Annotated in this window: 20 protein-coding genes; 11 read left to right on the forward strand and 9 right to left on the reverse strand. The window is 70.2% G+C overall.

What is annotated here, in order from left to right:
• Positions 1–337, forward strand: a 337-nt coding sequence (locus GUY61_RS03010; RefSeq protein WP_208105497.1) for a hypothetical protein, incomplete at its 5' end; no start/stop codon positions are given.
• A gap of 32 nt (positions 338–369) precedes the next feature.
• Here the strand turns inward: GUY61_RS03010 and GUY61_RS03015 are convergent.
• Complete coding sequence (locus GUY61_RS03015; RefSeq protein ID WP_166628458.1) at positions 370–1359, reverse strand: transcriptional regulator; 990 nt, start codon at positions 1357–1359, stop codon at positions 370–372.
• Positions 1360–2211: 852 nt separating this feature from the next.
• Between GUY61_RS03015 and GUY61_RS03020 the strand changes: the two genes are divergently transcribed.
• From GUY61_RS03020 to GUY61_RS03045, 6 genes are all read left to right on the forward strand, one after another.
• A complete protein-coding gene (locus tag GUY61_RS03020; protein WP_166628459.1) occupies positions 2212–2391 on the forward strand; it encodes a hypothetical protein in 180 nt (59 codons plus the stop codon).
• A 110-nt stretch (positions 2392–2501) separates the two neighbouring features.
• Positions 2502–2669: a hypothetical protein gene (locus GUY61_RS03025; protein WP_166628460.1), complete on the forward strand. Its 168-nt coding sequence runs from the start codon at positions 2502–2504 to the stop codon at positions 2667–2669.
• Positions 2669–2881 carry a hypothetical protein gene (locus GUY61_RS03030; protein WP_166628461.1) on the forward strand — a complete coding sequence of 71 codons (213 nt, stop codon included), beginning with the start codon at positions 2669–2671 and terminating at the stop codon, positions 2879–2881. The genes GUY61_RS03025 and GUY61_RS03030 overlap by 1 nt, the downstream gene beginning before the upstream one ends.
• Positions 2882–3326: 445 nt before the next feature.
• Positions 3327–3947 (forward strand): hypothetical protein, encoded by a 621-nt coding sequence (locus GUY61_RS03035; protein ID WP_166628462.1) that lies wholly within the window; start codon positions 3327–3329, stop codon positions 3945–3947.
• A gap of 2 nt (positions 3948–3949) precedes the next feature.
• Positions 3950–5059, forward strand: coding sequence for a DUF4262 domain-containing protein (locus GUY61_RS03040; RefSeq protein ID WP_208105498.1), 1110 nt, complete (start codon positions 3950–3952; stop codon positions 5057–5059).
• A 45-nt stretch (positions 5060–5104) separates the two neighbouring features.
• Positions 5105–5557, forward strand: coding sequence for a hypothetical protein (locus tag GUY61_RS03045; protein ID WP_208105499.1), 453 nt, complete (start codon positions 5105–5107; stop codon positions 5555–5557).
• A gap of 222 nt (positions 5558–5779) precedes the next feature.
• Here the strand turns inward: GUY61_RS03045 and GUY61_RS03050 are convergent, their stop codons facing one another.
• Together GUY61_RS03050 and GUY61_RS03055 are read right to left on the reverse strand one after the other, a co-directional pair.
• On the reverse strand, positions 5780–6619 hold the full coding sequence (locus GUY61_RS03050) for a hypothetical protein (RefSeq protein WP_166628463.1): 840 nt from the start codon (positions 6617–6619) through the stop codon (positions 5780–5782).
• Positions 6620–6704: 85 nt separating this feature from the next.
• Entirely contained in the window at positions 6705–7250 is a 546-nt protein-coding gene (locus GUY61_RS03055; protein ID WP_166628464.1) for a hypothetical protein, read from the reverse strand.
• A gap of 190 nt (positions 7251–7440) precedes the next feature.
• Here GUY61_RS03055 and GUY61_RS39645 point away from each other — a divergent pair, with 190 nt between their 5' ends.
• Both GUY61_RS39645 and GUY61_RS03060 read left to right on the forward strand, forming a co-directional pair.
• Positions 7441–7926, forward strand: coding sequence for a hypothetical protein (locus GUY61_RS39645; RefSeq protein WP_243766135.1), 486 nt, complete (start codon positions 7441–7443; stop codon positions 7924–7926).
• 127 nt (positions 7927–8053) lie between these two features.
• On the forward strand, positions 8054–8779 hold the full coding sequence (locus GUY61_RS03060) for a hypothetical protein (RefSeq protein ID WP_243766136.1): 726 nt from the start codon (positions 8054–8056) through the stop codon (positions 8777–8779).
• Positions 8780–8866: 87 nt separating this feature from the next.
• Here GUY61_RS03060 and GUY61_RS03065 read toward each other — a convergent pair whose 3' ends face one another.
• Both GUY61_RS03065 and GUY61_RS39650 read right to left on the reverse strand, forming a co-directional pair.
• Complete coding sequence (locus GUY61_RS03065; RefSeq protein WP_166628465.1) at positions 8867–10120, reverse strand: hypothetical protein; 1254 nt, start codon at positions 10118–10120, stop codon at positions 8867–8869.
• A 142-nt stretch (positions 10121–10262) separates the two neighbouring features.
• Positions 10263–11063, reverse strand: coding sequence for a GNAT family N-acetyltransferase (locus GUY61_RS39650; protein WP_166628466.1), 801 nt, complete (start codon positions 11061–11063; stop codon positions 10263–10265).
• A gap of 236 nt (positions 11064–11299) precedes the next feature.
• On the opposite strand from GUY61_RS39650, the gene GUY61_RS03075 reads away from it, so the two are divergent.
• On the forward strand, positions 11300–12340 hold the full coding sequence (locus tag GUY61_RS03075; protein WP_166628467.1) for a hypothetical protein: 1041 nt from the start codon (positions 11300–11302) through the stop codon (positions 12338–12340).
• A 392-nt stretch (positions 12341–12732) separates the two neighbouring features.
• Here the strand turns inward: GUY61_RS03075 and GUY61_RS03080 are convergent, their stop codons facing one another.
• Entirely contained in the window at positions 12733–14796 is a 2064-nt protein-coding gene (locus GUY61_RS03080) for a hypothetical protein (RefSeq protein ID WP_166628468.1), read from the reverse strand.
• A gap of 176 nt (positions 14797–14972) precedes the next feature.
• On the opposite strand from GUY61_RS03080, the gene GUY61_RS03085 reads away from it, so the two are divergent.
• Entirely contained in the window at positions 14973–16787 is a 1815-nt protein-coding gene (locus GUY61_RS03085; RefSeq protein ID WP_166628469.1) for an RNA-binding domain-containing protein, read from the forward strand.
• A gap of 111 nt (positions 16788–16898) precedes the next feature.
• On the opposite strand, the gene GUY61_RS03090 is transcribed toward GUY61_RS03085, so the two are convergent.
• The 3 genes from GUY61_RS03090 to GUY61_RS03100 form a co-directional block, all read right to left on the reverse strand.
• Positions 16899–17171 (reverse strand): hypothetical protein, encoded by a 273-nt coding sequence (locus GUY61_RS03090; RefSeq protein WP_166628470.1) that lies wholly within the window; start codon positions 17169–17171, stop codon positions 16899–16901.
• 324 nt (positions 17172–17495) lie between these two features.
• Complete coding sequence (locus GUY61_RS03095) at positions 17496–18668, reverse strand: methyltransferase domain-containing protein (RefSeq protein WP_166628471.1); 1173 nt, start codon at positions 18666–18668, stop codon at positions 17496–17498.
• A gap of 17 nt (positions 18669–18685) precedes the next feature.
• Positions 18686–19576, reverse strand: coding sequence for a radical SAM protein (locus tag GUY61_RS03100; RefSeq protein ID WP_166628472.1), 891 nt, complete (start codon positions 19574–19576; stop codon positions 18686–18688).
• Positions 19577–19644: the final 68 nt, after the last annotated feature.

Here is a 19644-nt window from a genome sequence, read left to right on the forward strand (position 1 = left end):
CCCCCCTCCACCGGGGCCGGGCCGGGCACCCACCCCACCAAGCACAGAAAGGCCGCAGGAAGTGACGTTCGACGAGTGGGCCGAGCGCCTGGACCGGGTCTACATGGACGGGACCCAGCACGACTGGCGTGACGAGGACAAGACAGCGTGGGAGGAAGGCCTCCGCGCGATGGCGGCCGAGTTCCCCCACATCACCATCACGTGGATGGATCCGAAGTGTGGCTGCTGCAGCTTGGACGACCCGGCGCTGCTCGCCTTCGACGACCCGCGGGGCCCGGGTGGATTCGAGCTGCTATACCCGACCTTTCGCCCGACACACACCTACTACCTGGGCTGACGATGCCCACCGCGAGGTCTGATCGACTTTGATCAAGCTCTAAGAGGGCGCGGTGGGGATTCGGTCGGCGGGGCGGTGCGGCGGGCGAAGGCTGTGACGCCGGGTAGGTCCGGCCGGCGCGCGGCGACCTCGGCCGTCAACGCGCGGGCTGAGGGGCGGCGGGCCTCCTGCGGCGCGGCCCGTTCCACGAGTTGTAGCTGGAGGAACGCGGTCGGCACGTCTCCGGCGGCCAGCAGGGCGCGGGCGGTGTCGGTCGCCGCGCGGGCCCGGCGCTCCGGCGTGGGTAGCACGGCCGGCTCCAGACCCGCGGCGTACGCCAGGGCACGGTCGACGTCGCCGAGCTTCTGGTGGATGCCGACCCGGTACAGCACGCACTGCGCCGGCGACAGCTCCCCGCCCGCCGGTACCCGTCCGCGGTCGCGGAGGAGGCGGGCCACGGTCTGTTCGGCCAGGGACGCGAACTGCTCGGCGACGGAGGGCATACGGGCCTGGGCGGCGGTGTATGCCGCGGTCAGGGCCACCATGCCGGACGCGTCCAGGACGGCTGCGGACGGCCGGGGAGCGGTGTCCAGCGCATCGTGCGCTTCCCCGAGCAGCTCCAGGGCCGTGTCCGCGCGGCCCGTACGGCGCAGCGGTGTCGCGGCCGCGCGCGCGGCGGCCGCGAGGAGTACCGGTCGGCCCGAGCGGCGGGCCGCCGTCCCGGCCCGGACCGCGAAGGCGGCCGCAGTGTCCATCTCGGCTTCCTTGACTGCTAGTTGAGAGACGAGTACCCATACCCCCGCCGCCCGGCTGGCGCCGACCGGGCCCGTTCGCTCGCTCTCGCTCGCGCGGGCGACCATCCCTGGGAGCATCTGGTGGAGCCGGTCGTACCTGCCGGCGGCGAACAGCCTGCGCGCGGCCGGCAGATCCCCCTCGGCCAGGTGCTGGCCGCGTTCGCCGGCCAGCACCGATGTCGTGCCGCCCGTCCACAGCACCGCCGCGCAGAGCCCGGTGCCCAGTACCCTCCTGCGCTCCACAACCACGCCACCGTCCTCCCCGGCCGCTGTGTCCCGGGGTCCTCCCGGGGGGTCTTCGGCCCGATCTTGCGACGGTACGGGTCCGGCCGTGCCTCGGGCAGGGCGCACATCTGTCGGCTCTGCACGCCCCTTTCTGCCCTGGCGCGCTGGGGCCGGGGACGAGGGCGGGCAGACGGCTGTGCGGGGGCGGGGGCCTGAGGGCACGGCGCGGTCTAGGGACGGCGGTGCTCGGATGGGCTTCTCGCGCTTTCCGGTACCTGGTTCGGGGCACCGAGGCGCAGATGGTCCCCATTCCCGTACGGGCTGGCGGCCGGACCGCGCCGCGTCTTGCCGGGGTGCCGGGGTGCCGGGAAGCATCCCAAGAATGTTGCATATTCGCATTTCAGTGTGTACTGTTGTTCCTGTGAGGCCGGGGAACGAAGAACCGGCCGAGAAGCCACCCGACCAGCAGACCGCCGCCCGCGGCCTCGTCGAGGAAGACGACCCGACCGAGGTCACCGGCTGGATCTCCCTGGAACAGCCACGCACAAGAACGGCCCTTTCCCATAGGGCCTTCCGCGCCTACCCACACCACTCCGACGATCGTGAGAGCTCGCGTTGTTCTACCTGATGAAGTACCCTTGTTGCGGCCGCCCGACGGTGTTTCACGAACTGGAACGACACACCGCCCCGAGCCTCTTGATCGACCCCGAGACGGGCTTGCCGCCCGGCATCTCCCCCGACGGCCACCGTGTGACCCCGTCACCAGAGGCCACAGCCAGAGCCCGCAGGCGGCCCCTGTGCCAGTCGTGTCTCGATGACGTACAGGCCGGCGGCGCGGTGACCTTCTCCGTACGCCTGAGAGGCGAGCAGACCGCGATGGCCCTCGCACCCGAGATGCCCCTCCTCGACGACGAGGGCCGGGTGATGGCCGTCCGCTGTCCGTCCGCCGGGTGCGGTGCGGTTGTCGACCTGATCAACGGCCGACTGGATCGCCACTTCGTGCGCGGCCAGAAGTGCCGGATGTCGGGCGTGCGGGTGGTGGTCGGTGAGGAGTGAAGCGTGAGCTGAACAGCCTCACGTGGCTGACCTTCTAACCCTCACGGGCCATGCCCGAACCCCATCAGCCGACCCCGCTCGTCGGGGCGCGCAAGCAAGAGGACCGCGTCTTGAGCACCAAACTCAGCCCCTCCGACCTGGCCGAGGTCGAAGAACTTCTCGCACGTTGGAACGAGGCCGTCGATGGCGACAGTTCCGACGCCGAGCACGAAGTCGGCGTCGACATGTCGGAGTTCCTGTGGAGGCTCCACGGCGGTCTGCCCGAGCGTGAGCTCTGATGGCCATCTACCGTCCCGGCGAGGTCAACTGCGGCCACTGCAACGAACCGACTGGGATCCCGGCTGACGACTGGGCCGGAGAAACCCGTGCCGAAGACGGCGACTATGTCGCCTCCGTCGACCCCTGTGTGCGCTGTGAGGTTCACACCTACGGCACCCTGAACCGCTGTCCCGACGACTGCCCCGACTGCGCTGAGAACGACGCCGCGTAATGCATCGGCGCGAATGCGGAGTTGATCTAAACATGAGTACCCCCGTCCCGGGAACCGGGGCGAAGAAGCGTCCCGCGAGGCGTCGCAAGGTCAAGAACGCTCGGACCGGCTCCGTGGGGAGCAAGATCCTGCCGGGCCGGTACAGCGATGAAGGCGAAAAGGGGCCCTGGTTCCGCCGTCTGGTTCGCCGCGCCGAGACGCGCAGCTGGCGGCGTGAGGCATCGCGGCTCTGACGGCTGCCCTCAAGCAGGTCTGCGACGTCACGCCAGACGGCCGAAGAGCCGCCCACACACCAAACGCCGCCCGGTCCCACTCCCCCGCAGGTGCGAGGGCGCCGGCCGAGCCGCCGAAGCCCCTCTCCTTCACCGCTGCCGACAACGCGCGCGGCGCTGCCCCCTCCCTCTTCATGCGCGCCCACCGTGGCGCTCGATACCTAGGAAGAATCGTGTCTGCTGATCTGCAGCTCCGCATCCATTCGGCTCCCGCTGGCGAAGTGGTCGCGCTTCTCGACCTCATGCGGGAGCACAAACTCCGCGGCGAGTATGAGCATGGTCCCGCCGAGGCCCTCACGCTGGGGCAGGTCTACCGCGCCCGGGACGCCGCGCTGGGACTCTGCGAGGAGGTCGCCGCGCGGCTGGAGGAGGACGCCCCGAACGCAGTGTTCGAGTTGTGGCAGGACCCTCACTGGAGCGCCGACGGGCACTACCACGCGTACGTCCCCAAGTTCGGGCATTTCGAGGCTGGTTGCGATGCCGAGGGCGTTCCGCATGTCGGCGTGCACGAGCTCATCCAGCGGCTCAGCAGCAGCCCGGGAGCGACGCTCGGCGACTGGATGGCGGGTGAGGGGGCCGACCTGCTCGGCGTCGCAGTGCTCGCCGTAGTGGGCGAGTACCAGGCACGGCAGTCGTCCGGCTCCGGGCTCCTCCCCTTCTCACCTGTCGAGGCCGGATGGCCCGTGATGCGCGCGATCGCGCAGCGCCGCCGGTCCGCGATCGCCCGAGCGACGACGCACGTCCTCGGCCAGGCCCTCGTCGGCCTCCCCACCCACGATTCACTGGAGAACTGATCATGGCGGACATCCGCATGCGCTTCCTCGGGCACCCCTGGGAGCGAACCACCGTCGCTGCCGATGCCGGAGGACACGAGGAACTGTTCATCGCCCTCTTCCTCAGGGCGATGGAGACCGTCCCCGAACTGCGTGCCTTGCCCGGTGACCTGGAGGCGTGCGCCGTGCGCTGGGACGGCGAAGAAGTGTCGGTCTATCACCCGGATGTGGAGCAGGCCATCTTCCGCGCCCAGGTCGAACCCGAGCGCTCTGCGCAGGGGGGCGCTCCGGTCAGGACGCGGCCGCCCGAGCTGTGGCGCAAGGAGCGCGACCGCAGCTTCTACCCGGCCCCGGCGGTGCTGGCCGAGATCCCGGGTCTGTGGGCAACGGTCTTGGAACCGCATGAGCACAGGGTGGTCGCCCTCCGGTACTTCTCCACCTGGGGCCAGTGGTACGTCGTGGAGGTCGACGACGCGAGCGGCCAGGCTTACGGGTGGTCGTGCCTGGGGGGTGACCTGTCGCAGGGCCGGTGGGGCCCTATCGACCTTCCGGCTCTGGAGTCGTGCCGTCCGGACGGCGATCTGTCCCAACTGGTCGTTCGCGATCGGGATTTCACGCCCGACGTCGCGGCCAATGTCTTGCCGGAGGGCCGTCCTCACGATTCTTGCGGGGACGCGGATTGCCCCGTGTGTCCGCCCGATTTCATGACGGAATACGTTGCTCGACTGCGGGCCGTGATCGCGGAGCACGGGTTCGCCGTCCAGCCGGTGCTTGCTGATGAGGGTTCTGCTGCCTATTGCTACACCATCGGTCTGCACAAGTCTCTGGGGCATGAGTTCGTCATGGCCGGGCTGGACGTCAGGGTGATGCAGGGCGTGCTCCATTCCGTCGTCGAGCGGCTCGCCGGATCGTCTGGTCCGGTCGCCGGCGAGGTACTGGACGGGCTTCTTGCGAACGGATTCCAGCTGCTCATGCGCCCCGTGGAGTCCTTGGAGCCCTTCGCGATGCTGCGGGCGGTGTACGGCCAGGAGATTGCCGTGCCGTACTGGCAGGCCGTGTGGCCCGATCGTGACGGCGTCTTTCCGACTGACGCGTCTTGCTCGCTTTCCCCTGGAACCCAGCCGCTTCTTTAGCCCTATTTCGAGTTTCCGACTCTTTGTGTTCTAGGAGATTCTTCTATGCGCCAGCCTGAACCATTGAATGCTATTGATGAGCTGCGGCTCTTCCTGGATTTCGCCGTTCCGCTGTGCGGCGCTGACATCGTGTACAGGCTCAGGCAATGGGGTCATTCTCGCGAGCAGGCCAAGGCCTGGCTACGTGGTGAGGCCGAGCGCGCTGGTGGCAGCCTGGGCGAGAACGGTGACGTGCTGCAGTTCAGCGATGGTCGTCCTCGGTCGGGACGCGCGCAGAACCGTGTGGTCCGGACCGCGAGTGAACTTGCGCGCGGCGTGGCAGCGGCGGCGCTGCTCGCCCAGTTGGAGGGGAAGAGGGGTGTCGTAGCCTTCGGCGGCTTCTACGGTGTCACCGCCAGGCCCGCCGAGGCCGACACGGCGCGCGTCCAGGACGGTGAGGACGATGCCGTCGGTGTCGCCGCTCGCGGTACCTGTCCTGTGCGGAAGCCGGCGGCGTGAATGCCTTGTGGCAGTCTCCTCGCCGTGCTTGTCCTCGGTGCCTCGTACCGGGCCGATGAGTCGGGCCGGTGGAGATCCGTGCAGGGGCTCGCGGCTCACCCGTTAGGCTCGCCGTGGCCCGTGCCGGAATGAGTGTGCGGGACAGGCCCCAGTCCCCGTGACGGGACGCAGTACGGCCGGGGCCGCCACTCCCCGGGCGCAGGTCGTACGCCCGCCGGCGGCTCAGTCCAAGCGGGAGAAGTCGAGATCCACCAGGATCTCCTTCAGGTCGACCTTCTCGTCGTGGCAGAAGCCTCGAAGCTCGTCCCACATTTCGGGGACGCCCTCCAGAGCGCCACCGAGCAGGGACAGTTGTCCGCGGTCCTCGTCGTACTCCTCGGCTTGGAGGTAGACCATCTCCGCCTTCTGGAGTTCGCGTACGACGCTGAGCAGCGTCGTACGGTCCGCCGAGAAGCGCCTCAGCACCAGTTCGAAGTCCGTGGTCTCCTCGTGCACCACGAGGGCGAGCACCTGGCGGGCCATCCGCGTGAGGCCGCCGACACGCCCCGCGAAGCGGTTGACCAGCTCAAGGAGGTCCTGTTCGTCGGAAGGCTCCTGGTCGGCGTCCTCCCAGGCGAAGAAGCGACGCATGGTGGTGGCGGGCCGGACCAGGGAGCCGTTGACCGTGTCGCGGAACTCGGCCTCGATGTCCTCGACCGTGTACCGGTACTTGGCCTCGTGCTTCTGTTTGACTGCCCGCAGGTACTCGACGGTGTAGTCGTGTCGGGTGACGCTGCTGTCGATCAGGTCGTGGTGCACCCCGCACAGCAGCATCAGGTTGTCGAAGTCCCGTAGCTGTTCGACGTCCGTGCCGACCCACGCCTCGTGACGGGCGCTGCCGGGCTCGGCGCCGATGATGTGGGCGATCTTGCCGACCCAGGCACCCTCCTCTGTGACCAGCCGGGTTGAGCAGTGCGGGTCGCCCCAGGCGCATTCGTTGCCGGAGAACGCCCACAGCCGGCGTGCGACGCCGGACAGCGGCTCCTTGCGGTTCTTCTCGGAGCCGTTCGTCCGCTTGGCCACAGCCCGCCCTTCCTTCGCCCTGACGACAACGCGCAGCGTAGTCCAGCTGGTTGAGGCGGGGGCGGGCGTGCTGGTTGTCCGGCTGCTACCAGCGCAGGGTCGGCCGGGGGCGTGGGGCGAGTTCGGCCTGCTCGGCGACGGCGACGAGGCGCTCGGCGGTCTCGTGGCCGACCGCCTCGACGAGGCAGTCGAGGTTCGAGGCGATCAGGAGCCAGGAGCGCCGCGGCAGCAGGCTCAGGCGGGCGACGGCATCCGCGAGTGCTCCCGCCTCCAGGGCCATCATGGCCTGGACGTCGGCGGGGTCCGGCTTCAGCGGCACCTTCGCCTCGCGCACCAGGTCGACGGAGAGGGTCAGGTCGTCGATGACCGTGACGGCGGTGGTGTTCTCGATCAAGCTGGGCTCGTAGCTGCGCCGGAGATCGTGGGCCTGGTGGACGGTGATGTTCTCCTCGCGGTAGCCGGCGGCGAGAAGACGGCGCAGCCCGGCGTAAGCGGCGTGGGACTTGCCGGACCAGTGCGGTCCCAGGAGGAGCAGGCGGGCGGTGTCGCCGGCCAGGATGGTGGAGCACCACTGGGCGATGGCCGGGTGGTCGGTCTCGGCATCGCTGAAGAGCGGGGGCACGACGGGCATCGGCACAGCGTATGTGGCCGTGCATCTGGCGATTGTGCTGGGTCTGATGGCGGGCGCTGCTGGCTGTCCGGGGTGCGGAGCGGGTCTGTTCTAGTGTGGGTGAACTTCGGGCGTTGTCGCCCGCGTCCGTGTCGTGGCCGGGATGATGTGGCACGTGCGGGGCCGCGGCGGCCGCGGGAGTGGGGTCAGGGTGAGCAGGGGGGGAAAGCAGCAGGACCGGCTGGTGGTACGGGCCGTCGACGTGCTGTCGGGCGTGCTGAGCGGCGCGGTGCCGGAGCCGGCCCGCCGTGTCGTCGCCTCCCGGGCGCTGCTGGCCGTCGAGGAGTTGGTGTTCCCGCTGCACGAGGAGCTGGTGCTGGCGGAGAACGCGGACGCCGCGGCTTGGGGGGCTACCGACGAGCAGTGGGCGGACGACGCCGCGGTGCGCCGGTGGGTGACCGAGACGCTGGCCGAGCACGCCTCGTCCTACAACGAGCTCCATGAGGTGTGGGAAGACGATCCGGATCACGTCGAGCCCCAGGGGGAGCACCCGGTGTGGGCGCTGCTGGAGATGTCCCCCTTCGCGCGGCGTCTGCGGCTTTTGCAGGAGGCGGCCGCGAAGACCGCGGTCGGCCTGGGGAGCGACGTCGGCGTCGGCGCGCACCAGATCGGGCGCAGGCCGGTCCCGGCCCGGTGAGCGTGAGCGGGAGGCGCTGGCGGGCGCGCTGGGTGTCCATCCGGCGTGGCTGCACGCTTCGCGCGACGAGCAGCCCGATGTGCAGCTGTACCGGTTCGCGTCCTGCCCGTGCGAGAAGCCGACCGCCATGGCGCGCCTCGGGCTGGGCCGGGAAGAGCCAGACTGGTACGACAGCCCCGCCGAGCAGGATGCCGCCGTGCACTGGTGCGGCTGCGGGCAGTCCTGGGTGAAGGACGCGGCCGGGTGGCTGCTGCCGCTGCCTCCGGGGGAGGAGCCGACACCGTCCGACGGGGACCTGGTCAACCTCGGTCATTTCCTCAGCCGCAGCCCCTCGGTAACGCTCGACGAGCCGTGGCCGCGGGCACTGTGGCAGCCTCCGGCCGGCAGGAAGGGCCGCGCCCGCACCGCCTACCGGGTCCCCGAACTGCTCACCCGGGAGCCGCAGGCCCTGCCCGTACGGCCGGCGGTCGCGCGCGTCGTCGTGCCGGAGCCGGTGTGGGGTGCCGGTTCGGCGGAGCGGCTTGCCGCGAACGCATCGTGGTGCCGCATGTGCCGGGCCCTGGCCGACGCGCCCAAGGGGGCGGCCGGCGGCCCGTGGGTTCTGCTGCACCGCAGCGAGCCGGAACGCGAGCTGAGCACCTGGACCTACCCCACCGAGAAGGACGCTCTGCACCACGGCGCCCATCTGGCCATGACGTACCTGCAGTTGGACGGTCCTCTCGACCGTGTGGCGTTGGACCTGTTCACCGGCCAGGCGCACGCCCAGGTCATCGCCCGCTTCCTCGAACTGCACCCGGAGACGACCCAGTTCGAGGTCGCCGGGCTCGTCCCGATGCGCGCCGACGAGTTCTGAGCGCCGACGCGCTCACGCCGGGGAGGGCGGTTAGGGTCCGTCCGGCGGATCTTGCAGGCCGTGCTGGCGCAAGGCGGTGGTTCTATATCATCCACTCGCCGGGGACGCGTCCGAGGGCACTGCCGTCTCGGGCGCGACGCCGGCCGCCGCCAACTCCGCGCTGTGATTCAGGAGTAGCCCACAGAACGGGCAGCAGAACGACTCGATACTTCCCACCCCCTCGTTCCGGTCGTCGTGCGGGCAGATGTCCCACTCCCCCTCGCAGGAGCAGCCCCTGGGCTCCAGGTCACCGTAGACGTTGCTGCTGTAGCCGCAGGCCGGGCAGTTATGCCACCAGCGGCGTGCGCCGGGTTTCGCCAATCGGTCTTCCAGTAGACGCCCTGAAGCGCTGACTTCAGCCAGGATCGACGCGATGGACAAGGCAGGGAAGTCGTTGTGAACGCGACGGACGGCGGCGCCCACGCTCGATGCGAGTACAACCTTCACCATCACTGCGGTCCGCGCCCGCTGCTCGATCTCGGAAGGGCTGGGCGGAGCTTCGAGCGGGAAGGTGTAGGGGACTATGTTGTAGGCGACGAGAAGCTCTCTCGCAGCGTCCCTTACCCGGTACCCAGCGGAGTCGAGGGCGGTGAGCAGGGCTGCGATCAAGGTCGTGCGGGCTACAGCTTCCTGGACGTCGGCGTGCCGCGCCTCAGCCCACCATGAAGTGACCGACTGAGCCGTCCGGGCGGCTGTGGTGAGCTCGCGGAAGACCTTCTGGGCTTGGCGAAACGCTAGTTGCTCGGTCGCTCCTTCGATGGCCGGCCGGTCGCTCTGGCCCTTCTGGCTCGGCAGGTCGGCGACCTTGTCCAGGTTCGTGAAGACGGACTGGTAATCGCCCCAGAAGGTGAAGGAGTCGAGGCACAGTTCGGCGCGTACGGCTTCGATGACCTGGAGGCCGAGTTTGACGACCTCGGCCGCAGACTCTTCGTTGTGGTGCGCGTAATGAGCAACGCCGTTGCGTGATGCGGCGACCGGGTGAAAGCCCCGCTCGTCGAGGGGCATACGTCCGTCCATGAAGACCGTCGCGTCCCTGAACGCTTCCGTGATGCCGATGGTTCGAGCCTCGGCCAGCGGCTTGACCCCTGGCGCGTTTCCGAATCCGAGGGCATGGAAGCGGTGGGCCCGGTCGCCCTTCTCTGAGATGAGAAGCGGGTCGTGGTGGCACAAGAGAGCCTTGAGAATGTGTTCGCACCCGATACCGCAATGCAGCACCGCGAAGGCTCGGTTTCCCGCGCGCCACGAATCCAAGCTGGCCCGGGCGAGCTGGCCCGCCATCTCGCCGAACCTCTCCTCGTTCACCTCTGGCCTCTCCCTACGCCTGCCCCTGACCGCTGTCGCGCCCCAGTGCTGGACGGTGGCGCTTGGAGTAAGCGAACCACGACTTCCGTGAGGTCGTGGGGCATTAAGCGTGCTCCGCCCACGATCCACCGGACAAGCCCTACTAGGCGTCAGCCGTCGTCAGCCAGGCGATCCACGCGCCGTCCTGTGCCCGGCCCAGGTGAAGGTCCGGCGTGTGATCGGCCATGCGGGCGCAGATCCGGCCGTAGGCGCCGTGGCGGGCGGGACACAACCGGGCCAGTTCCTCGGAGGTGAGCGCCGAGAGGTCGTCGGGAAGGTTCTGGCCGGCCTCGGTCGCGCGTGCCTGGGCGCCTCGGCGACGCTCGACGGCGTCCCGGCGCTCGGCGAGCAGGCGGAACCAGCGCAGGTCGCTGTCGTCTTGGTCGCCCGCGGGGGTGTAGAGGCACTGGCGCGCACCGTGCTCGTCGAGCTCGTCGACGACGGTCATGCCGATCGCCTCCAGCATGCGGCGCGAGGCGCGGTTGGCCTTCTGGGTGACCGCGATCAGCGGGCCACCGCCGGGGATGGCGTCCGTCCACCATCTGACGGCTGCCGCGACGGCCTCCCTGCCCAGGCCTTCGCCCCAGGCGGCGGGGAGCAGCTGGTAGGAGATTTCGGCGCGGCCCTCGCACCTGTGGTCGGCGCCGATGGTCACCATGCCGATCGGCCGCTGGTCGGCGACGCGGACGACGGTGAAGGCGCCGGCCGTCGTCGGGTGGGCGGCCTGCCGGACGGCGACGCGCTCCTCCGTGACCGGACCGCCGAGGTGCGCGCGGACACGGTCGTCGGTCAACAACTCGCTCACCAGGGGGCCGTCTTCCCGGGTGACCGGCCGCAGGAGGAGACGGTCGGTGCGTAGCTGGGCAGGCCAGACACGGTCCAGGGCGGTGTCGACGGATTCCATGGGTGCCACCTTGGCAGCGTACGGCTGCGCCCGGGCCGGCTTCGTTCAGAGACTCCACCGGCGGATGGCCGGGCCTACGTCCGCCGGCTCGGCGGATGCCGGGCGGCCGCAGAAATCGCACGGCCGATCCCATTTTCGGTTCGCGTTCGATTACCGGCGGGGGTGGTGTCGGTGGCGGCTGGCAGGCTGACCAGGAGACAGGCAAGGCCGTTCGCAGCAGCAGGAGAGGGCACACCGTGGACCAGTTCAGGGGCTGGAAGAAGTACCCGCGCGTCATCGAGGGTGCGCTCGCACGCGCCGGCTACGCGGATGCCGAATTCGCGGTGCGCCGCACAGAGGCGCGGGGTACGACGGAGGCCCGGTGGTCGTGGATCGGCGGCGCTGCGGAGCTGACCAGCGAGGAGTGGCCGGACGGGCTGGAACTGGTGTGGAACTCGTCCACGGGCTGGGCGTACCACGAGCGAGGCGGTGACAAGCCCGTCGCGTTGCCGGTGCCGGTGCTGGCGGCGCCGGAGGCGATCACCGCGCTGCTGCCGGCCCTCATGGACGGGCGCCGCGACCAGCTTCCCGCATCCGAGGACCGGTGGGAGCACTCCACGATCCTCGTGAGGTGGGCGGAGTCGGCCGCGGTCCTGGGCGACGACAAGTACGACGCGGCCTATCAGCGTGCCGAGGAGGAAGCCGCGGCCTTCGACCGGTGGCAGGACGAGGTGGACGGTGTTCATCCTGCCGAGTCACAGGTGCCCGCAGGGGGCGTCGGCATCGCCGATGCCGACGCCCCCGGGTCCAGCGACGCCAGCACGCCGGACGCAGCGGAACGGGCCCGGCGCGCCCACGTGGACGTCATCCTGCAGTGGGCCCTCAAGGCACGCGACGACCGCAGCCACGCCCCGGACCCGGAGGTGTTCGGGGCTCTGTGCGACTTCTTCACCCGCGCCGTGGTCTTCCCCGGGCTGATGGACCCCGACGACGGGCAGCGCCACACCAGCGACCCGTCGCGTGCCCTGGCGCATCTGCTCATCCAGCACCTGGAGCACCACGGCATGGACCTGGAGGACCTGCCCGAGCTGGTGTCGCCCGATACGTCGGTCGCGCCCGTCGGTGATGCGGTGGCCGAGTGCGTCGCCCAGGCCCTGCGCTCCAGCCGCTGGTTCGATGACGCGGCTTCCGGAACCGACCAGGCTGGCGGCCTGGTGATGTTCCACACCGTTTTCGGCACCAGGGGTGTTCTCCACCTCGCCGACGAGGTCGGCCGGGACGGCGACCCGAACGCGTAGGGACCCAAGGGGACTCGGTGATGCAACCACAGCAGACGGACCGTAAGGCCACGGCCTCCGTCCCCGCGCCCGCGGTCGCCGGAGACGGCCGGGCCTTCGGTCCCGAGCAGGCCGCCGGGTACCTGGGGCTGCACCGGCGCGAGCTCGATTACCTCCTCGAAGCCGGGCTTCTCGCTCCCTGCGGGCGCAGCGCCACCGGAACCCTCCGCTCCGCCGAGGCGGTCCTCGACGCCGTCGCCGCCGAACCGCTGGACTGGTCGGCGGCGCGCAGTGCCGAGTCCCGGCGTCCCTCCTTCTGCACCGATGGCGCGTCTCCGGCGACCGCCGACCGGTGGCCCGGTGCCGGTGCGCGCAGCGCCGGACGCGAAGGCCGTCGCGCCTCCTGGACTGCCTCATTCCTCGAAGTAAGCCTCGTACCACGCGTCGATTGCGTCGCCGTCGAGGGGAATGGCGGTAATGGCGGTCAGGACCCGCTGAGCTACGGACCGAGGATCGCTGGCGGCCAGTTGCTCCAGGTCGGCGTTACGCAGGGCCGCAGCACCGGCGCGGTGACGGTCGTCAAAGTCCTTGGCGTCTTCGGCTTGCGCGGCGGCGGTGAGGTAGCAGGTGACGAAAGGGTCCATGGCGGCGCGGTGCGCAGCGAGGTGACGGCGGTACTCGAGGCTGTCGGGCAATGCCGTGTTCGCCGGTTCCCCATCATGTGTTCCGGGCGTGCCAACCCAGACCTGGACGTCCCCCAGAAGGGAGTGTGTGTAGTCGTAGGGGTCGTCGGGGTCCGCAGCATCGCGACGCCAGTGTCCCTCGGCAGCGCTAGCTGCCGTTTCTGCGCGATAGCGCAGCCTCGACAACATCGATGCCAGGGCCGTGAAGCCGAGGATGGAATCGGCGTGCGCGGCAAGGATCACGCCGGCGGCGGTCAGGTCGGTCTGCTCGTCAACGGGTCGGGGGAGCAGGAGCCGCCCCTTGCGCGGGTCACGCACGTAGTGCATCGCGACACCGGCGGTGATCGCTGCGCTCTCGGCGAGCAGGATCGCGGCGGCCGCGGAGGGGGCGTCGCCCTCTTCCCACGTGTGTACGTACTCGTCCTCGCGCAGTGAGGGCGCGGCAACCCTCACCGCGTACGAGTCCGCTGCCGCTTTGACTTGCAGGACGCCGTCGGGGGCGGTCGTCGGCGCGTTCGAGTGCAAGGCGCTGGATCCCTCGGGCCTGTACCAGAACCAGGGCGTTGTCGGCCGAGTGGCCGCTGCCAAGGCCCAATCCAGCAGGCAGGTCAGCGTCTGCTGGCCGAGGGCGGCGACGTCCTCTTCGAGTTCTCCTGCAGCGGTGAGCGACTCGGTGAGGGCGTGCTCCTCGGACAGGGTCAGCATGCCGAGCATGTCCAGCTCTCCAGTGAATGCCTCGACCAGGCGTTCTGCGCCTGGCGGAACCACCGCCTCGTCCGTATGGGCAACCCATGCGATGTCCAGGTCGCGACGACGGTTGGCTGCCCATCCCCCACCGTCGAAGAGCGAGGCGAAGCGCGGGTCCGCCAGCACCTCCTCGGCAACCGATATTGCGGCCTGGGACGCCCGCAGGGTCAGCGGCACGGCGGGTACTCCTGCCACCTTGCAGAGCGCTTCGGCGAAGTCCCGCACTGGAATCCCGAGACCGTCACCCGCCTCACTCATCAGCCGACTGATCGCCCCGCGGACATCTGCTGCGGCCGGTGAACGGTAGACCGGAGCCGGCGGCCAGAGTTCGAGCGGGACGGCCACCGATTGCCACAGCGGTACCGCCGAGGGGCCGCCGCCGGAGGCGTCGTACAGGCAAGGCTCACCGCGGTGCTCGGCAACGACCAGTTCGACCGTCGGACTGCCCACCTCGGAGTCACTCAGGAGACGGACGCGGCGCAGGGTGGCCGAGAGCAGCGGAACGATCGGCGACAGATAGCCGATGCGGTCGTCCTGGGCCCGCGCGCTGCCCGGCTCGGCGGCGAAGTGTTCTGTCCGGTTCATAGCCGCACGCCAGTCCGACTCTGACGTGGCGACGAGAACCACGCGGGCGCCTGCAAGAGTCAACGCGATGCCGTGTTCCTCGGCAGACCAAAGCAACGTCGCGCCCGTAGTGACGGTGCGCAGGACTGTTGCTGCCCAACGGGGGAGCTGCCGCGGCGCCACACGGATCAGGATCTCCTGGGGCCGCGGGGTCACCATGATGATCCCGAACGGACCGCCGGTCAGCGCCGGCCGGTGGAGACCGTACTCGGAGATCAGGGCATCGAGCAGGAGCGCCTCGCCCATAGCCTGGATCTCGCCCGCGGTGGGGATCAGGGTGTCTTCCTGGCACTCTTCGCTGGCCAGCCGGAAGGGCTCACCCGTGGCCCACCGGCGTACATCCCCCGGGAAGGTGTACTCGGGTTCCTCTTCGTTACGGAAGACGTCCCGATCTATGCGTCGAGGTCGAGGGTCGGTGATCATCTGGGCTCTCCTGCGTCGGTGGTGCTGTCACCTGCTACAGGTGTCGAATCTCCGGCGCGTGTGACAGTCGTCGCGAACTTCTTTGTGAGAGATGCGGTCGACGGATCAGCGGCCGTGCGTAGGCGGGGTCTTCGAGATCCGGTGGCCCGAGGTGTGCGGCGGTGGATACTGCCGGGGTGGTACAGGATCTGAAGAGCGCGCTGGCCGCGCTGGACGCCCAGGAGCCGGTCTCCCTGCTCGGAATACGCGAGACGCAGTGGCTCGACGCCAAGGCGGCGCCGTACCAGCTGGCCGACCCCAAGGCGGTCGAGGAACTCACCAAGGACGTCGCGGCGTTCGCGAACGGAGGCGGCGGGGTCATCGTCATCGGCATCGCCACCCGACTCGAGCAGGACGAAGAGGTCCTGGACCACATCGTCGGCCTCGACCCGGCCGCGGTGAACGTGGACCAGATCCGCAAACTGATCCGCCAGCGGATCACCCCAACTCCTCGCGGGGTGCGCGTCGGATGGTCCGGTGCGGACGGCGAGCGGGTGATGTTCATCGACGTCCCCGCGCAGGCCGTCGACACGCTGTTCGTCGTGCCGGCGCCGGTGGGCAAGCCCGGTTCGCCGCGCACGGACACGGTCGCCGTGCCGAGGCGGGACGGCGACAGCACGCACTGGCTGCCGCGGACCGAGATCCAGCAGTTGCTCTCCGCCGGTGTGCGGGCCTCCGGCATGCCCACCGCCCAGGCCCTCACCGAGCTCGTACGGCAGGCCGTCTCTGAAGCCGGGCCGGACGGCGGGCTGCGGGTCGGACAGGGCCTGCCCGACCGCGAACGGGAGATGCGGGCAGCGTACGAGCAGATGGCCGAAGCAGGACTGGGCCAGCCGGCCGGAGAGGCATGGGCGCTGGGCTCGGCCGCTCTGCAGGATCTGCACCACGAACGGGACGGCGAGCCGGGCTGGGTGCTGTGCCTGGTGGCCGGATGCCCTCCGGTCGCCGTCGCCGCGCCCGTCTGGCAGGCGATCGTCGAAGCCGGCCGGCATGCACCGGGCCAGAGCCCGCTCGCCGCCATCGGCTTGCCCCGCCCGCCCGAGGGCACGGACACACCGTGGGTGATCGCGGCCGACTCCCGGAGTGTGGACGTCGATGGCGGATCGTGGGGCGCGGGCCGCCTGACGTGCTCGGGGCGCGGCGTGTGGAGGTGGCAGCCGCTCCCCCGCTTCAGCCTCAACCAGGGCCGGTCGGCCGAGATCGGGACCTCCGGCCAGACGCCGGCGCTGCGCCTGCGCGCCGTGGTGAACCTGCCCTGGGCCGAGGCGGGCCGGCTGGAGATCAGCAAACCCCGGCGCACGCTGCTCGAGCAGCAGCTTCCGCACAGCGCGGTAGCCGGGGCGGTGACGATGCTGTCCAGGCGCCGGGGCGCGGATCTGCCCGCCGCTCGCTGGGAGCGGGGACCCTTCGGCAACTCGGCCCGTTCCGTCGGCTACACGTGCACGATCGCGGGACCGCCCGGCGGCCCGGCGTTGAAGGCCTCCGTCATGCTCGCCCTGCCCACCACCATGGAGTCCACCGTGGTCGCCTGCGCGGACGTCCTGATCGAGGACGCGGAGGCGTGGGCTGCAGCCCTTGGCCCCGGCTGGGACACGCAGTTGGGCCTCGACGAGGTCCAAGCCGTGCTGCTCGACGCGTGGGAGACGGCTGCCGAGCTGCTGCCCGACGTCGTCGGCGACCCGGCCGGGCTGTCGTGGGCCGCCCCGCCCACCACCGAACTGCGGATGACGTGCGAACAGCCCGCGGACAACGGCGCCTTGCCGGTACTGGACACGCTCGTCGATCTGGCGCCGCTCGGCTCCAACGACGGAGGCCCCAGATCGCGGATGGCTGTGACCATCATCGCAGCGCCGGCCATGGGCCAGGCGGAGCGCAAGAGCCTGCTTCAGGAGGCGTTGGTGCGCATGGCCCGGGAGTTCGGGTACGTCGACGCGGAAGTTGACCTGCTGTAGGCCCGGGCGTCGTGCACCAGCGCCTGTACCGGCGACGGAAGCGGCGGGACTGATCTGGCGAGAGGGCGGCCGCCTGGCGAGGGCTTGGTGGCGGGGTCGTCCGTCGTCGCGTCAGCCGGCTGGACCGGCCAGCCACAGCATGGGGGCACGGCCGGTGGTGTGCGCCTTGGCAGGGGGCCACTGGGCCGCGGGCTCGCCCCCGGCCACGGCGGCCGCGTCGAACGGAGTTGTGCGAGCGGAGGCCAGCCAGTCGGCCGCCGCCACCCAGAAGGCGTTCTTCGCGGCGACCACCTGGGCCGCCTCGTCGACGGCGCTGCCCGGCGAGATGTCCGGGAGCGTCTCCGTACCGAGGACCGTGTCGACCCCCGCCTGGAGAGACAGCATGGTTCGTCGGGGTCGGCCCAGCAGTCGCGAAGATCGTGTAGAGGGGCCGCCGTAGGGAACGAATCTGAGAGTCGCCCACGTCTCACGCAGCCGGTCGTAGGCGCGGTCCCGCTCGGCCTTGTTCATGCCGGTCGCGTCGGCGGGCGCCGTTCTTCCGCCAGTGTGTCGGAGTGCGCGGAGCGCACGACGCGGCACATACTCCCTGTTCCACGGTTTATTGGGTCTCCACGTCGAGCAACAGCGTTGTTGCACGCTGCGGCTGGCGCGAGCGCTCGGACCGATTCGATCTGTGCTTCTGCGTCCCGTCAGTCCCGCTGATCCCGATCACTGGGTGACCGACCAGCCCTTCCGAGAGAATGTGGCTGCGCCGTCGGGGGTGATGGTCACCGTGGCGCCGCGGATGGGGAGGTCGCCGTCGACGACGAGCCAGGTGCGGATGCGGTCCAGTTCGTCCCACAGTCTCCGCGGCCCACCCTGGTGCACGGTCGGGGAGTCCCTGCGTCCGGCAGCCGTGGCGCGGGCCCAGGAGCCGTCCGCGTGGAGCATGTAGACGGTGCGAGTACCGTCGTCCGCCGTTTGCTGACGGTGGTCGATACCGGGAACGAGGAGTTCGAGGGTGGAGCGTACGTCCCAGGTGTCCGGCACGTACATCAGCGGGTAGCGGCTGGTGGTGATGCTCTCGCCCTCGGCGTGCTGAGCGGTCTGCCACAGCGGCGGGTTCTCCGGGAAGGTGTCGTCGTAGTCCTCGCCGTGCCGCGCGGACATGAACCCGGCCGCCTCCGGCGCGACGTGCCCGACGGCGCCGCCGTCGACGGTCTTGTCCGCGATGATGACCAGCCCGGTGTCGGCGATGGTGGTCACCAGCCGTCCGCCAGGGGCGAGCGCCTCCAGCCACGAGCCGGGCACGCCGGGCACAGAGACGGTGGAGATGATCCGGTCGTAGGTGCCCTCGGGCAGGTCTCCAGTCAGGTCACAGACTTCGACGCGCGGATGGTGGCCGACCTCGGCCAGCCGCTTCCGGGCCGCCTGCACCAGGTACGGATCGATGTCCACGCTCGTGACCTGCTCTGCGCGGAGACGAGCGCAGGCCAGAGCGGTGCCGTAGCCGCTGCCGCAGGTCACCAGCAGCCGGGAGGTGTCGGTGATCCACGCGGCCCGGTACATCATCAGCATCAGGGCGGGCAGCGTGGAGGAGGAGGTGGAGCGGCCCGCTCGCCCCCGGGCAGGTGTCTGGTCCACCTCGGCGTGGTCGGCGTGAAGGGTGCCGACGCGGGTGACGAGCGTGGTGTCGGCGTACACGTCCCGCAGCCACGCCTCGGTGTCGCTCGCGCCGTCGCGCAGCTCCCACACCTCCTCGCCGCTGCTGCGGGTGGCCCTGGACCACCACCGCGGCACGAACAGATGCCTCGGTGTGGTGGCCAGGGGCTGATGCCAGCGTGACTCGGGCCGGATCACGGTGCTGGCGGCCAGCCGCTGTGCTGCTGATTCCCAGTCCATCAAGAGTGTCCTGCCTTTCAGCCCGCGCTCGGACTGACGCTGTCGTCGGCGGGGGAACACGTCCCTCCGCCCCCGCTGCTGTCGTCATTGGGACCGCAATCGGGACCGCACGGGTCATGGCGGCCTGCCGGGATACTCGCGGCGACCCGCTGCCACTGCGGCGAGCTGAAGACCCGCTCCAGCGGCGTGTCCTTGATCTGCCCGGCCGGGAGGAAACGGCCGAGTACGCAGGGGGTGACAGTGCCGTCCGACAGGATCGCGGCGATGCCGGTCGCGCACCGGCCGCACAGCTCGGACGTGGACGGCAGGCCGGCGTCCTTGGCTGCGTTGCCGACGCCGCGGACTCGGTCGATATGCACCTGCGTGATTCCGATCTCTTGCAGTTCCGCCCGGGCCTCCTCGACGCGCTGCCCGTCGAGGACGTCGACGATCCCCACCCGCACGCGGATGCCGCGGCGGTGTGCCTCGATGAGGTTCGCGCGGGTCGCGGCATGGGAGCCCGTGCGGCCGGTCACCTTGTCGTGTCCCTCGTCGGTGTCGGCGTAGTAGGACGTCGCGAGGGTGATGCCGGGGCGGGTGAAAAGCTCCCACTGCTCGGCGCGGACGCGGTACAGGTTGGAGTAGACGTGGACCCCGAGCCCTTCTGCGAGGGCGTGTCCCACGAGCTCGGCGAAGTCCGGGTGGAGCGTGGGTTCTCCGCCGATGAGCTGGATCTTCTTGACGCCGAGTGCTGCGGCCTCGCTGATGACCCGCTTCCAGTCCTTGCCGGTCATGACGCCGTGCCCCTGGGTCGGGCCCGCCTTGGCGTAGCAGTGCGAGGCGCACGTGAGCTGACAGCGGCGGGTGATCTCCAGCTCAAGGAAGCTGGGGATAAGGGGGGTTGTCGGGGCTTCGGGTGCGATGGTCACGAGCCGTTCCCTTCCGTTGTGTTCCATGGTGGACGAGCCGGACTCCTGAGGGGCGGAGTCCGGCCAGT

Origin of the sequence: Streptomyces sp. GC420 (genome assembly GCF_009916105.1) — a bacterium.
GTDB lineage: Bacteria > Actinomycetota > Actinomycetes > Streptomycetales > Streptomycetaceae > Streptomyces.

Bases quoted from the DNA above. Each gene is read 5' to 3' on its own strand.
- GUY61_RS03090 (WP_166628470.1), bottom strand. From the start codon at position 17,171: ATGCTGTCTCTCCAGGCGGGGGTCGACACGGTCCTCGGTACGGAGACG.
- GUY61_RS03080 (WP_166628468.1), bottom strand. From the start codon at position 14,796: ATGATCACCGACCCTCGACCTCGACGCATAGATCGGGACGTCTTCCGT.
- GUY61_RS03040 (WP_208105498.1), top strand. From the start codon at position 3,950: ATGGCGGACATCCGCATGCGCTTCCTCGGGCACCCCTGGGAGCGAACC.
- GUY61_RS03060 (WP_243766136.1), top strand. From the start codon at position 8,054: ATGGCGCGCCTCGGGCTGGGCCGGGAAGAGCCAGACTGGTACGACAGC.
- GUY61_RS03045 (WP_208105499.1), top strand. From the start codon at position 5,105: ATGCGCCAGCCTGAACCATTGAATGCTATTGATGAGCTGCGGCTCTTC.
- GUY61_RS39650 (WP_166628466.1), bottom strand. From the start codon at position 11,063: ATGGAATCCGTCGACACCGCCCTGGACCGTGTCTGGCCTGCCCAGCTA.
- GUY61_RS03020 (WP_166628459.1), top strand. From the start codon at position 2,212: ATGGCCCTCGCACCCGAGATGCCCCTCCTCGACGACGAGGGCCGGGTG.
- GUY61_RS03030 (WP_166628461.1), top strand. From the start codon at position 2,669: ATGGCCATCTACCGTCCCGGCGAGGTCAACTGCGGCCACTGCAACGAA.
- GUY61_RS03055 (WP_166628464.1), bottom strand. From the start codon at position 7,250: ATGCCCGTCGTGCCCCCGCTCTTCAGCGATGCCGAGACCGACCACCCG.
- GUY61_RS03095 (WP_166628471.1), bottom strand. From the start codon at position 18,668: ATGGACTGGGAATCAGCAGCACAGCGGCTGGCCGCCAGCACCGTGATC.